Source organism: Altibacter lentus, assembly GCF_000746845.1.
Taxonomy (GTDB): domain Bacteria; phylum Bacteroidota; class Bacteroidia; order Flavobacteriales; family Flavobacteriaceae; genus Altibacter; species Altibacter lentus.
Genome location: NZ_KN050846.1, coordinates 178,460 through 191,847, shown reverse-complemented (window position 1 = coordinate 191,847; position 13,388 = coordinate 178,460). Strand labels below are relative to the sequence as shown.

Below are 13,388 nucleotides of genomic sequence, written 5' to 3'. Positions count from 1 at the left end.
GCAATCCAATTTCTTTTGCCCACATACTAAAAAGACACTAAGTTTGTTATCTTATAAAATCACTTATGGAAGATGTTACTCTAATTCTAAGTTATGTGGCTTACCTGTTGCCGGCCATTGTCGTGGGACTGGTTGCTTATTATTTCTTTAAAGGACATACAGCGAACGAAGAAGGACGACGCCGTTACTTGATCCAGAAAGAAGCGCAAAACAAAGTTTTACCCATGAGGCTCCAGGCGTATGAGCGAATGACACTCTTTTTGGAACGCATCGACCCCAATAAACTGTTGGTGCGAATACGACCTTTCGCCGATGAGGTAGATAAATACGAAGCATTACTTATTAAAAATATCGAACAGGAGTTTGAACACAACCTTACCCAGCAGATCTATGTTACGCCGGAATGCTGGAACCTCATCAATGCAGCTAAAAACGCCACCATTCATGTGATACGACAAGGTGCTATGCACGAAAAGGAGCATAACGCAGATCAGATGCGGGAATGGCTGCTACGTAATTTCATGGAAGAGATAACGCCTTCCCAAAAAGCGCTGGCATACATTAAAAAAGAGGTGAGCGAACTCTTCTAACGATCCTGTGTCTTTATTTCGTTAAGTTCTGTGTTCTTTTGTTTTGCATAATTGAACCCACTCTCCCACCACGTTGCCATCATTTTTTTATCGAAAATTAAAGAATTGGTCGTAAGTACCGTAGGCGTGTAATAGAGGTTGATGATAGCGTCATGATTCCCGGCCACAAATTTCCCAATGCGAATGTTCTGCTTCTCGATACGATCTAACATAAACGCATGCATGTTGGTCAAAAGTGAAAAGGGGTTCTTGGACGGCAATCTGTTGTAATAGGTGACTTCAGTTTCCAATATAATTACATCTACCGTCGTCGCCCCGCGATTGATCGCTTCTTCAATGGGAACCATGCTTCCGAAGCCACCATCGGCATATTCACAACCGTCTTTCTTGACCATGCTCATAAACGGGATATAATTGCAAGAGATCCATATCCAGTCTAAAAAATCGTCATAATTAAAATCGTTGATCGATTTATATTCCACCTGATTGAGACTAAGGTTGGAAACCGTTACGACCACATCTTTAGGACCTTCTTTTAGCGCATTGAACTCAAACTGTGTAAAGGTCTCTTTTATGAGTTTTCGCAGGTTTTGACTTTCCCCAAATGTCTTACTGCCCCGCAAGAAATTACGCAACACGCTAAAATGGTCGATCCCTATCTGTTTTCCGCCGTACTTATCCTTCTTAATTAGAAAAGGACGGTGATTAAAAATGCTGTTTTGATTCACCGAAGTGTACACCTCTTTTATCTTTTCCACCTTGTGTAACGCAAGATGTGAAATAAGCAAACTTCCCGTAGACGTCCCTACAAAGAGATCGTAGTTGTGAAATAGCTCCTCGATAAGGTATTGTGCCACGCCGCCTGCAAACGCACCTTTACTTCCCCCTCCTGAAATTACCAATGCCCTCATTCTGCTGTTTCTATGGATTGAACACTACTTTTTTCCGCTTCGGAAAAGGAATCCCAAATACCGGTTATTTTCTCTTTCAAAGCGGGATTTTTGAGCACTGCCTTCAACATTTCCCGTGCGGAATTTCGAAATCTCCAATTGTGGTGCACCGAAGCATTTACAAGATGTGCCAATGTACTTTCGTCGAACAACTGAAGCTCCTGTACATAGCCAAACGCCCGTTCGCGCACTTCGAACCCGAAATCGGAACTGGTGTATCCTTTTAGTTCCTCTAGATAACCGCGTTTGTTCGTTTCCCGGTAGTCTTGGGTAAGCAGTGCGAGTGCCAACCACAACTGCCTTACATTCCTATCCTGAAAACCAAGAACACCCTTCATTTTATCTAAATAGACGGTTCTTTTCTCGGGTACTAGTGACCACAATCGATACAAGGCCGCTTCTTGCGTGATGTAAGAAGCATCCTCCAACAATCCTTCAAAGTGAGTTCGTAGAGAAATCGGAATCTCCTCCATAGTAAGTGCAACGGACTGCCGTATATAAAGGTTGTCACTTTCCAACGCTTTTATATAAAGGGGCAATGCTTCAGAAATGGGCTCACTGGCCAATTGATATACAGCCTCCTGCCCAATATAGTCGTTGTTGGATTGTAATGCCTTTATCAAACTTTTCTTTTTTTCAGCTAAAGAAACATCCCGAAGGCTGGCCAATTCAAAGAAACGCATCATTGCATCGTTCTTCTTTAAAGACTCATACGCCTGGGTTGCCTTAAAAGCCGTTTGTTGTAACCAGTCCTTTTCCCACTGCGAAATGTCCACCGTTGTAACCGCCTTGACCTCATCAAGGAAATTGGCAGTCGTAACATTTTGAAAGGCATATTTATTAAGATAGTTCTTCACGGCCTGCCGGAACTGGCGTTCCCCAATCTGTTCCTTTAAAATGTGTAAAGCCCAGGCTCCCTTTTCGTAGAAAGTAAGGGAGCTTGCTTTTGGATCCAGAAGAGATTCTCCTTTTCCTTCGTCGCTTGCTGCTTTTAACTGTTCTGCACTTTGGTAGAGCTTCCAGTAATAATACGCATCGCCAATGCTCTCTTTTTCGACCAATAAAGCATAGTAGGTGGCAAACCCTTCGTGCAGCCAGTGGTGGGTGCCTTCGGTTTCAGTCACCAAATTACCAAACCACTGATGCGCGAGCTCATGTGCGTTGACATTGATGTAATTCCTGTCGTTAAAGGCAATGCTGTCTACAACAAAAGCTTCAGAAAAGAAGGTAGCCGTAGTGTTCTCCATACCGGCGTACAAAAAATCCTTCACGGGAACTTGTTTGTAGTTTTGCCACGGATACGGGATCTCAATTTCGGCTTCCAAGAAATCAAAGATATCTGCGGTGTATCGATATGTAGGCTCCCACTTGGTTGTATCTTCTTCTGAAATGTACAACGCAATGGGCACGCCGCTTTTGGATCTGGTTTCTCTTTTCTCGAAATTCCCCATCGCAAAAGCCACTAAATAACTGGACATGGGCTGTTCCATATCCCACTGCCAATAGGTTAATTGGTCTTTGGTATAAGTTTCTTTTAACGCTCCATTGGCGATCACTGTTTTGTCCGCAGGAGCCGCCAGGGTAAGATCGAACTCGATTTTGTCATTCATATCATCAATACTGGGAAGCCAGTGTGAGGTATATTTTCCCTGACCCTGGGTCCATAATTGTTCTCCCACAAAATACAGGGTCTGCTTCGGAAATGCTTTGTATGAGAACGCCACGGTGTATTCCTTACCTTCTTTAAAATCATCTACTAACCAAATGCGATCGGCTGTTGCCGCTGTTTCCGTCTTTGAGGTATTCTCAAGGACCGTCATCTTCTTGGCATCCAAATAAATCGAATCTGTATCCTGAAGCATTTTAAATGTATAACGAACATTTCCTTGGATGGACCTTTCAGAAGCATTGGGAATAAGGGCAGCCTCGGCCTTTAGAAAATCAACGACCTCTGTTTGTTGTGCAAAAAGAAGCGGAGCAAAACAAAAAAGAAAACTAGAAATGAATAAGCGCATGAAAGGTTTGTATCAATTTTCTTGCTAAAATTACAAAATCCTTTGTCGGGATTCCCTGTCTTCGTATGGAATTGCTAAATTCGTTCTATGAATGCGAATTTTCTGCAAACGCCTATCGATTACCTTAAGGGTGTGGGTCCCAACAGAGCAGACCTGCTTAAAAAAGAACTTGGCATTCATACCTTTCAAGACCTGTTGAATCTGTTTCCCAACAGATACTTGGATCGAACGCAGTATTACAAGATCGGGCAATTACAACAAACCAATGCCGAAATTCAGGTCATTGGCAAGATCACACATCTTAAAATGGTACAACAGCAGCGGGGAAAACGTCTGGTGGCAACCTTTACAGATGAGACGGGAAGTATGGAGCTGGTTTGGTTTCGGGGTCATAAATGGATCAAAGAGAATTTAAAGATCAACGTTCCGTATGTTATCTTCGGAAAGACAAACTGGTTCAACGGAACCTTTTCCATGCCTCATCCCGATATGGAATTGCTGGAAGCACATGAAAAAAGCATTCGTTCTGCGATGCAGCCCGTCTATCCTTCTACCGAAAAACTATCGAACAGTGGTATCACGAATAGGGTAATCGGGAGTTTGATGCAACAGGTATTTTTAGAGGCCAAAAAAGGGTTCTCCGAAAGTCTTTCAAAACCGCTTCTGGAACAGCTAAAATTACTCTCAAAAAACGATGCGCTTTTCAACATACATTTTCCGAAAAGTCAGTCGCTTTTGGCACGGGCACAATACCGTTTAAAATTTGAAGAATTATTCTACATTCAACTACAACTTATTCGTAAAAATCTACTTCATAAGACCAAAATAAAGGGGTATCCTTTTCCTGTGGTCGGGGATCATTTTAACAACTTCTACAACCACCATTTACCCTTTGAATTAACCGATGCACAGAAGCGAGTGATCAAAGAAATTAGACAAGATCTGGGAAGTCATGCACAGATGAATCGCTTGTTGCAGGGAGATGTAGGTTCGGGTAAGACCATAGTGGCGCTTTTATCAATGTTTATAGCACTTGACAATGGTTTTCAAGCCTGTTTAATGGCTCCGACTGAAATTTTGTCAGTCCAACACTATAACAATATAATAGAATTATGTAACTCACTCAATACCAGTGTTGAATTGCTAACAGGTTCAACCAAAACTTCAAAAAGAAAAGAAATTCACGAAAAACTCAAAAATGGCTCATTGGACATTCTAATCGGGACTCATGCGCTGCTCGAGGATAGCGTTGCTTTTAAAAATTTAGGCCTCGCCATTATCGATGAACAACATCGTTTTGGAGTCGCCCAACGAAGCAAATTATGGCATAAAAATGAGTACCCTCCTCATGTACTCATCATGACCGCCACCCCTATTCCCCGCACCCTCGCGATGAGCGTTTACGGAGACTTGGATATTAGTATTATTGATGAGTTACCTCCGGGACGAAAAGACATAAAAACCGTGCATAGATTTGATGCGAACAGGCTTAAGGTATTTCGCTTTTTAAAGGAGGAGATCTCAAAGGGTCGGCAGGTGTATATTGTCTATCCCCTTATACAAGAAAGCGAGGCAATGGATTACAAGGATCTTATGGATGGTTACGAAAGTATTGTTCGGGAATTTCCGCTTCCCCGTTATCAAGTATCGATCGTACACGGGCAAATGAAACCTGCAGATAAAGAGTACGAGATGCAGCGCTTTGTAAAAGGTGAAACCCAAATCATGGTAGCCACTACCGTTATAGAAGTAGGAGTCGATGTCCCTAATGCAAGCGTCATGGTGATAGAAAGCGCAGAACGCTTCGGTTTATCCCAATTGCATCAATTAAGGGGTCGCGTTGGACGAGGTGCAGCGCAGAGCTATTGCATACTTATGTCAGGCCATAAACTCTCTGCCGACGCAAGAACACGTCTGGAGACTATGGTGCGTACCAACGACGGATTTGAAATTAGCGAAGTCGATCTAAAGCTACGCGGACCCGGTGACCTCATGGGTACCCAACAGAGCGGTGTACTTAATTTACGCATCGCCGATATTGTAAAGGATTCAGAAATATTAAAGATCGCCCGCACCTATGCTTTACAGGTACTCAAGGAAGATCCCAATTTAGAGCAGCCGCAACATCTGCCTATCAAACAGACCTTCGCACAGCTATCCAAATACAAGAATATCTGGAACTATATTTCCTGATCAGACGCGCAGTTTTAAAAGTCCATTTTTTTCTATGCGGTTCATCATAAAGTAGTTACCTTTAGTAGAGGCATTTTAACAACACACTATTATGACCGCAACCAACTACCAGCCTGCGCTATCATTCTTGATCATTTGTTTCATGTTCTTTATGGGATGTTCCAACAACGCATCATCATCCGACAAAGATCAAAACAGTTTTATTACTCCTAAAACAGAAACCTTTGAAGCCACCACGCAAGAACGCACGGCCAATGTTCCGGCATCCGTGATGGAATCGCTGCAAACGTATAACCCAAAAACCGGCACCTACGTTTTTAACGACAATGCAGACGACATTGAAGATCTTCAAGCCGGGACCGTGGTTCTTTTTGAAAGGCATTCACTTCGGAAAATCAAGAATGTGCACAAAGAAAACGGCACCATAGTAGTAACAACAGATTTCGCTAAACTCACCGATTATTACAAGGATGCCAATATCCAATACAGCGCGCCTATTAACTGGTCTAACGCAACGGCAGCAACCACTACCATGCATGTAGGACAACCCGTAATTACAATGGCCACTCCCATGCTTGGGTTCATCGCACCTCAAGAGGAAGCACAAGGACTTTCACCGGAAGGCGAGGAAGGACTTCACATTCGGTACGAAGAGATGATAAAAGGCTGGAAAGTAGGTTTCAACCTCACTCCTGAAGCTGGTGGCAAGCTCAAGATAAAACTCAGTGCCGAAAAAGGTAATGTCTGCAGTATTGTTGCCGAAGGCTTTATCTCCTCCTTTACGAGCAATGCACAAATTCTAATTGAAGATGGTGAAACCCAACAGTTCACATATCGCAATGATGGGATGCAGGGAGAGATGGAGGTGAAGTTTGCGGCTGTAGGTCTGGGATCGGAGATTGCTATTCTGGAAATTCCGGCGAAGATCGAGAGAACCATTTTAGTGAACGGAGTGATACCGGTGACCCTGCGGTTAAAAGCAAATTTAAAGATCTATCCGGAAGTGGCTCCGGGCAGCAGCAGCCAGGTAAGCATCAAGCTCAATTACAACAGTAGTCTTGGTTTTAGTTACGAAACAGGTCACGTGAATACCTTTGCCGATGTCACCGGAGACCGCGCCGAGCAAACTGGAGACAGCAATACCGCCACAGCGGGAATTGCAGGCATGGGCGTAGGTGTGGAGTTTCCTCGTTTTGAGCTCGGGATCTTTGGCAACACCATTGTCCCTTACTTGTTACTCAATACACACACATCTTCCTACTTAAGCACAGGACTGCTGGACAACCGTCCTTGCCATACAGCTACTTGTAAATATGTGGTCCATGCGGGTTTGAGCCTTAGTTTCTTAGGATTAGGCGCTATAAATCATGATTATAAAGCGTTTGAAGAAGAAAAAAGATGGATCGCCGAGGGTTCTCACTGTGGTGATTGATCTTCGGGAGTTTCCTCGAGGAGCATTTGTACAAAAGCTTCAAAAGTTTTTACAAAAGTATCGTACTCCTCCCCTGTAGCGGGTCCGTTAAAGCCGGTATGAATTTTCCGTACGTTTCCGCTTTTGTCAATGAAAATAGTGGTTGGATAGGAAAGAACATGATTAAGCATAGGGAGTTTGTCGTTGGCCTTCTGCTTGCTGCTACTGCCATACTGGGCAAGTAAGATAGGGTAAGGCACATCCACGGCACTTTTTAGCTTATTGATCGCTTGCATGGCCTTGGCTTCCGTTTTGGCATATTCAAAAGCAAGTGACACAAATTCAAGTTGTTCGTTCTTGTTGTTTTTATAATATTCTGAAAAATATTTAGTCTCATCCAAACAATTGGGACACCAGGTACCCATGATTTGCACGATTACTACTTTATTCTGAAAGCGTTCATCGGATAAAGAAACGATGTCTCCATCTGTATTTGGAAAACTAAACTCTATATTCTTATACCCTTCCTTTAAAAATGTCAATGAATCTGCTTTGGGTAATTCGTAATTTTCATTCCGCTTTGCGATAAAAGGCTCTTTCCAGTGATTTCCACTGTAAAAGATCCCATTCATAACGCTGTCCTTTACCTCAGCCTCAAACAAGAAGGCATGGGCTCCGTCGAAGGTTGAGAGTTTCAGTGAATCGCCTTCCACAGCGCCTTCTAAGAACCGGTAATCACCGGTAGTGGTTCTAAAAGTACCGGTAACCTTATGCCCTTTCTGGTCAAAGATCCCTTTGGCGATATAGCGATCTGCCTCCGAATCGGGACTAAAAACAGTTTCCCAATTTCCGGTAACGATTTGATTGGGAGCTTTAGAAAGGTCAAATCGCTCCGCCCTGCCTTGCTTCATCTTAAATGGCACCGCGCGATCCAAACTGGGCTGAATAAAACTTCCATAGATGGAATCTTCAGAATAGATCCCTTTAAAAACACCTTCAAAAACAGGATGTTCCAATATAATACTGTCGCCTTTTAAGGTGACATCGGTAATCTCGATCGATTCTCCTGCATTATAGAAAGTGATCACATTCCCTGTAGCATATTCCATTAAAAACGGAATCTTTTTCCCTTTATCCAATTCCAAAACAGCGCGCCATTCTCCTACTTTTGGAGTTTTAGGGTCCCTGTTACAGGAAACAACCAACAGTGCGCTAAAGAGTAAAAGTAAATACTTCATATAATTTTCAATTTCTGGTAGGGAAAGTATCAAAAATAGTTACAAAAAACGAGGTAAATGCTATCTTTGCGGTTTGTTAAGAATATTTTATGAAGATTTCATACAACTGGCTGAAACAATTTGTAAACATTGACTGGGATGCCCAAAAGACCGGTGAACTCCTTACCGATCTCGGACTCGAAATTGAAGGAATTGAGTCTTTCACATCGGTGCCGGGCGGCCTCCAAGGTATTGTCGTGGGTGAAGTGATAGCGTGTGAACAACACAGCAATGCCGATCGCCTAAAAGTAACCAAGGTAGCCATTGGTGATGGTCCCCATTTGCAGATCGTTTGTGGCGCACCCAATGTTGCTGTGGGTCAGAAAGTCCCGGTCGCCACGATAGGCACCACCTTGTATGATGCCGAAGGTAAGCCTTGGGAGATCAAGAAAGGAAAGATTCGTGGTGAAGTAAGCGAAGGGATGATCTGTGCCGAAGACGAATTAGGTCTTGGACAAAGCCACGAAGGAATCTTAGTGCTCAATAAGAAATTAAAACCGGGTACCAAATTAGCTTCGGTCTATAGTGTAGAGAACGATAAGGTGTTCGAGATCGGACTCACACCCAACCGCGCCGATGCTATGAGCCATTGGGGAGTAGCGCGTGACCTGCGTGCAGGATTGCTTCAAAAAGGAATGTCTGTGGAACTTATCACCCCATCCACAAGCAGCTTTCATATTGATAACCGAACCCTCAAAATAGACGTTCAGGTAAAGGATACGAAATTCGCTCCAAGATATTGCGGGGTTACCTTATCGGGTCTAAAGGTAACTGCTTCACCCGATTGGCTGCAAAATAGGCTGAAAGCCATTGGTCTGGCTCCTATAAACAATGTTGTGGATGCCACGAATTATGTGCTTCATGAACTTGGACAGCCTCTGCATGCTTTTGATGCTGCTAAGATCTCGGGAAATAAGATAATTGTAAAGACACTACCTGCCGGAACCAAGTTCACAACGCTCGATGGCGTGGAACGAACTCTGGACGCCGAAGACCTGATGATCTGTGATGCAGACGGCCCCATGTGTATCGCCGGAGTTTTTGGCGGCATGCATAGTGGGGTCACAGAAAAAACAACAAGCATCTTTTTGGAAAGTGCCTATTTTGACCCCGTGAGTATTCGCAAAACGGCAAAACGACACAATTTAAATACCGATGCGTCCTTTCGGTTTGAGCGAGGTATCGATCCTAATATTACAGAATATGCGTTAATGCGAGCTGCTATTTTGATCACCGAGATCGCCGGAGGAGAAACCACCAGTGATGTGGTAGATATTTATCCAAAGAAAATCAACGATCACCAAGTGGTCCTCAATTTTGAGAATACCGCCAGACTAATTGGAGAGGAAATCCCGAAGGAAACCATTAAAAGCATCCTTACCTCTTTGGAGATCAAGGTAAATAACGTTACAGAAACAGGTATTGGGATGACTATTCCCGCCTATAGAAACGATGTGATACGCGAAGTGGATGTCATCGAGGAGATCCTTCGGGTGTACGGTTACAACAAGATCAATTTTACTGAAAAATTACATGCGTCCATAGCTACCACCAAGAAAGTAGAAGATTTTAAGATCCAGAACAAGACCGCTGGTCAACTTATAGGATTGGGCTTTCATGAGATCTTGGGAAATTCTCTCACTTCGGAAAAATATGCAGGTCTCACCTCAACGCTCAACCCGGAGCACAATGTTACTATGCTCAATCCGCTAAGTCAGGATCTTTCCGTTCTCCGGCAATCTCTTGTGTTTGGTGGTTTGGAGGCGCTGTCATATAATAAGAACAGGCGGATGCATAACGTGAAATTGTTCGAGTTTGGAAAAACCTATCACAATTATGCCGAAGGACGTATTGAAAAGAAACACCTGGCATTAACCGTTTCCGGCAATAAGGAAGTTGAAAACTGGGCAAGTAACTCCTCACAGACCAATTTCTTTTACTTAAAAGGTGTGGTCACAGCTATTTTGCAGCGTCTGGGCATCACGGAATATACCGAGAAACCCGTTAAAAGTGATCTCTATTCGGAAGGGATCTGCTTCGTAAAAGGGAAAAAGACGCTGGTAGAGTTTGGTGTGCTTCGTAAAAAACTTGCTTCGGCTTTCGATATTGACGCCGAAACGCTCTACGCCAATTTCAACTGGGACTTGGTATTAGAAGAGATCCCTACAGCTACTTTTGAAATGAAACCCATCCCCAAATTCCCAGAAGTAACCAGAGACTTCGCCCTTTTATTGGATAACACCGTTGCCTTTGAAAGTCTAAAAGATGCTGCGTTTCAAACCGAGCGATCCTTACTCAAAGAAGTGACGTTATTTGATGTTTTTACAGGAAAGAAACTGCCTGCCGGAAAGAAATCCTATGCCTTGTCGTTCACACTGCAGGATGAGAACAAAACACTCACCGACAAACAGATCGATAAGATCATGGCGAAATTGCAAAAGCGTTTCGAGACCGATTTTGGAGCTACCTTACGTTAATACAAAAAGCGTCCGCTAGTAAGTAGCGGACGCTTTTAATTTAGATGTAAGAAAAATTATTTCTTGCTGCCGGTTCCCGGCAATACCACAGTATCCACCACATGTATCACCCCATTGGACTGAAATACATCAGTTATAGTGACCATGGAGATTCCACCATTCTCATCTTTTAGAACAACATTGTTGCCCTTTAACATTGCAGTTAGGGTCCCGCCATTAACAGTCTTAAAAGTAGCTTTGCCCTTGCCTTTTTTGATTGCATTTACAATGGCTTCAGCCGAATAATTGCCGGACAGCACATGGTACGTTAAAATGCTTTGAAGCTTCGCTTTGTTCTCTGGTTTTACCAATGCCTCCACAGTGCCAGCAGGCAATTTAGCAAAAGCCGCATTGGTTGGTGCAAAAACCGTGAACGGTCCTTCCCCTTGTAAGACATCCACCAATTCTCCTGCTTTAACCGCTGCAACCAATGTGGTATGATCTTTTGAATTTACCGCATTCTCGATAATATTTTTGCTTGGGTACATGGCAGCACCACCCACCATTACGGTTTTTTCATTGTTCATGGCATCCTTCATCATTTTGTCTTGTGCGATCGAAGTGCTCCCCACCAATAGAGTAACTGTTAGGGCAATAAGGGTACTAATGTTTGACTTTTTCATAATTTGAATTTTTTATTTTAAGTTATATGCATACAAACGAAATCCGAAGTGCTGCGGTTTTTGCAGACTTCGGATTTATTATTTATTTAACGTTTGTAAGTGCCCGTTCGAGCCGTTACTTGGCAGTGGCCGGGAATACCAGTCCACTTATAATATGAAAGAAACCGTTGGCATGGTAAAAATTGGAGGCTGTAACAGTTGCCGTATTGCCCTGCTTGTCGAATAAGATCACATTTCCGTCGCGTTCCTTTACCCCCAATTGCTCTCCGTTTACGGTATTAAGATAAGCAGTTCCGCCATTTTTTGAAATGGCGAGTCGTAAGGTCGTTGCGTCCAGCCTACCGGGAACCACGTAATATGAAAAGAAATTCTTCAAATTGGTCTTAGATGCAAACAACACTTTGTACTCCTCTTTATCCAGTGCTTTATACGCAGCATCTTCAGCTACAAAAACAGTAACCATGGCATCGGCTTTAAGCACCTGAGATTCAATTTCCTTTAAAATATTTTCAGTTTCACTGAATGTACCAGCGAGTGCCAGATTTTCTGAAAGTGTCTTTTCCGAATCGAAGGTAATATCGTTCCAGATTGTTTTTACTGAAGGATTTTCCTTGCTTAGCGTATTCTGCGATAGTACAGGCAAGGTAAAGAAGGTTGTTAAAAGTAAGACAGCGGTAATCTTTAAGATCATTTTAAATAGGTTTAATGGGCTAAAATTAATCAATTACAATACCAAAACGGAGAATGTCCATGATTATTTAGTGTCTTTTCAAATTAATGTTAAAATGTTGTTTGACTGACGGCTTGTCTGTATTTTTAAAAGAAAATTGCCGTTATGTTTCCCAAAACTAATATAGAAAAACAACTAAAGCGTTCCAGAAACAGGAGGATCACTTCCGAAGAAATCCTGGCAGAAGTACATGCCATCCTTCTGGAAAATGAAATCCTGCGCAGCGGCATCGAAACCCGACTGCAAAGTAAACCTTCTCCTGAAAACATACCGTTCTCTATTGATATGGAACAGTTGGAGACCCATCGGATCTATCAGCGTCAGGATATAAAAAAAATATGTGTGGATTACCGTCTCCGGTTCTTGGACGCACATTATTTCAAGGGAGCCTTTCCTTCCGAAGCCATTTCGGCCATACGAGCGTTCGAAAAAAATCACAACACGCAACTGCAACATTTTAAGATCATGGCTCCGTCTAAACTATTGAAACTTGAAAATGCCGATGACCCCTTGCTTTTTGTGCCGTTAGGGAACGATTACTTCTATTTACTGCATGCGTGGGGGAACGATCTTCATCCGTTCAGAAAATTCCTGATGTGGCCCTATAAGAGTTTTGAGAACCTTGTCTTTACCATCTTTATACTAAGTATATTTTTGACGTCGATCACCCCATTACACTTATTTACGCCTGTGGTAACGCCGCAAGAATATTTACTCATGTTCTTGTTCATGTTCAAGGCCGTAGGCGGGATCGTGCTTTTTTATGGTTTTGCTAATGGGAAAAATTTTAATAATGCTATTTGGGATAGCAAATTCTATAATGCCTAAAGAAAACAGATATGTCACAATACAAAAATGAAACGACCAGAATATATACCGGCCCTGCGATGATCGCAAAAGGATTGGTCTCCCGACTGAATGAACTGGGTATAAGCCCAATTGAGCGCAACGATAATGAAAGCAGTATTCAGGCGGGCTTCACCGTGGGTGTTCCCGGTCAGGTGATGTTGTATATTCGCAATGACGAACTTCCCCGGGCACAGGAAACTATTGACGCCTACCTAAAAGAGATAGGTGAATAAC

At 42.9% G+C, this 13,388-nt stretch carries 11 protein-coding genes; 6 read left to right on the top strand and 5 right to left on the bottom strand.

The window, feature by feature from the left end; genetic code table 11:
* Window positions 1-65: 65 nt before the first annotated feature.
* On the top strand, window positions 66-590 hold the full coding sequence (locus tag JS40_RS01065) for a DUF7935 family protein (RefSeq protein WP_034257765.1): 525 nt from the start codon (window positions 66-68) through the stop codon (window positions 588-590).
* Here the strand turns inward: JS40_RS01065 and JS40_RS01060 are convergent.
* Together JS40_RS01060 and JS40_RS01055 are read right to left on the bottom strand one after the other, a co-directional pair.
* Window positions 587-1,501, bottom strand: coding sequence for a patatin-like phospholipase family protein (locus tag JS40_RS01060; RefSeq protein WP_034257764.1), 915 nt, complete (start codon window positions 1,499-1,501; stop codon window positions 587-589). The two genes, JS40_RS01065 and JS40_RS01060, sit on opposite strands and share 4 nt — an antisense overlap.
* Entirely contained in the window at window positions 1,498-3,555 is a 2,058-nt protein-coding gene (locus JS40_RS01055) for a M1 family metallopeptidase (RefSeq protein WP_034257763.1), read from the bottom strand. The genes JS40_RS01060 and JS40_RS01055 overlap by 4 nt, the downstream gene beginning before the upstream one ends.
* 87 nt (window positions 3,556-3,642) lie before the next feature.
* On the opposite strand from JS40_RS01055, the gene recG reads away from it, so the two are divergent.
* Together recG and JS40_RS01045 are read left to right on the top strand one after the other, a co-directional pair.
* Entirely contained in the window at window positions 3,643-5,748 is a 2,106-nt protein-coding gene (recG, locus tag JS40_RS01050) for an ATP-dependent DNA helicase RecG (RefSeq protein WP_034257762.1), read from the top strand.
* A gap of 91 nt (window positions 5,749-5,839) precedes the next feature.
* Window positions 5,840-7,180, top strand: coding sequence for a hypothetical protein (locus JS40_RS01045; protein ID WP_034257761.1), 1,341 nt, complete (start codon window positions 5,840-5,842; stop codon window positions 7,178-7,180).
* On the opposite strand, the gene JS40_RS01040 is transcribed toward JS40_RS01045, so the two are convergent.
* Window positions 7,165-8,397: a TlpA family protein disulfide reductase gene (locus tag JS40_RS01040; RefSeq protein WP_034257760.1), complete on the bottom strand. Its 1,233-nt coding sequence runs from the start codon at window positions 8,395-8,397 to the stop codon at window positions 7,165-7,167. The genes JS40_RS01045 and JS40_RS01040 overlap by 16 nt on opposite strands.
* Before the next feature lie 89 nt (window positions 8,398-8,486).
* On the opposite strand from JS40_RS01040, the gene pheT reads away from it, so the two are divergent.
* The gene (pheT, locus tag JS40_RS01035) at window positions 8,487-10,913 is read left to right on the top strand and encodes a phenylalanine--tRNA ligase subunit beta (protein ID WP_034257759.1); all 2,427 of its coding nucleotides are present in this window, start codon (window positions 8,487-8,489) and stop codon (window positions 10,911-10,913) included.
* A gap of 56 nt (window positions 10,914-10,969) precedes the next feature.
* Here the strand turns inward: pheT and JS40_RS01030 are convergent, their stop codons facing one another.
* Together JS40_RS01030 and JS40_RS14735 are read right to left on the bottom strand one after the other, a co-directional pair.
* Window positions 10,970-11,575: a fasciclin domain-containing protein gene (locus JS40_RS01030; protein WP_034257758.1), complete on the bottom strand. Its 606-nt coding sequence runs from the start codon at window positions 11,573-11,575 to the stop codon at window positions 10,970-10,972.
* 115 nt (window positions 11,576-11,690) lie between these two features.
* Window positions 11,691-12,266 carry a fasciclin domain-containing protein gene (locus JS40_RS14735; protein WP_051957451.1) on the bottom strand — a complete coding sequence of 192 codons (576 nt, stop codon included), beginning with the start codon at window positions 12,264-12,266 and terminating at the stop codon, window positions 11,691-11,693.
* Between the two features lie 144 nt (window positions 12,267-12,410).
* On the opposite strand from JS40_RS14735, the gene JS40_RS01020 reads away from it, so the two are divergent.
* Together JS40_RS01020 and JS40_RS01015 are read left to right on the top strand one after the other, a co-directional pair.
* On the top strand, window positions 12,411-13,133 hold the full coding sequence (locus JS40_RS01020; protein ID WP_034257757.1) for a hypothetical protein: 723 nt from the start codon (window positions 12,411-12,413) through the stop codon (window positions 13,131-13,133).
* An 11-nt stretch (window positions 13,134-13,144) separates the two neighbouring features.
* Window positions 13,145-13,387: a hypothetical protein gene (locus JS40_RS01015; protein WP_034257756.1), complete on the top strand. Its 243-nt coding sequence runs from the start codon at window positions 13,145-13,147 to the stop codon at window positions 13,385-13,387.
* The last annotated feature ends 1 nt before the right edge of the window (window position 13,388 follow it).

What these genes read in the sequence shown, in the direction of transcription:
- JS40_RS01030 (WP_034257758.1), bottom strand. Translation starts at nt 11,575, where the DNA reads ATGAAAAAGTCAAACATTAGTACCCTTATTGCCCTAACAGTTACTCTA.
- JS40_RS14735 (WP_051957451.1), bottom strand. Translation starts at nt 12,266, where the DNA reads ATGATCTTAAAGATTACCGCTGTCTTACTTTTAACAACCTTCTTTACC.
- JS40_RS01055 (WP_034257763.1), bottom strand. Translation starts at nt 3,555, where the DNA reads ATGCGCTTATTCATTTCTAGTTTTCTTTTTTGTTTTGCTCCGCTTCTT.
- pheT (WP_034257759.1), top strand. Translation starts at nt 8,487, where the DNA reads ATGAAGATTTCATACAACTGGCTGAAACAATTTGTAAACATTGACTGG.
- JS40_RS01060 (WP_034257764.1), bottom strand. Translation starts at nt 1,501, where the DNA reads ATGAGGGCATTGGTAATTTCAGGAGGGGGAAGTAAAGGTGCGTTTGCA.
- JS40_RS01040 (WP_034257760.1), bottom strand. Translation starts at nt 8,397, where the DNA reads ATGAAGTATTTACTTTTACTCTTTAGCGCACTGTTGGTTGTTTCCTGT.
- recG (WP_034257762.1), top strand. Translation starts at nt 3,643, where the DNA reads ATGAATGCGAATTTTCTGCAAACGCCTATCGATTACCTTAAGGGTGTG.
- JS40_RS01065 (WP_034257765.1), top strand. Translation starts at nt 66, where the DNA reads ATGGAAGATGTTACTCTAATTCTAAGTTATGTGGCTTACCTGTTGCCG.
- JS40_RS01020 (WP_034257757.1), top strand. Translation starts at nt 12,411, where the DNA reads ATGTTTCCCAAAACTAATATAGAAAAACAACTAAAGCGTTCCAGAAAC.
- JS40_RS01015 (WP_034257756.1), top strand. Translation starts at nt 13,145, where the DNA reads ATGTCACAATACAAAAATGAAACGACCAGAATATATACCGGCCCTGCG.
- JS40_RS01045 (WP_034257761.1), top strand. Translation starts at nt 5,840, where the DNA reads ATGACCGCAACCAACTACCAGCCTGCGCTATCATTCTTGATCATTTGT.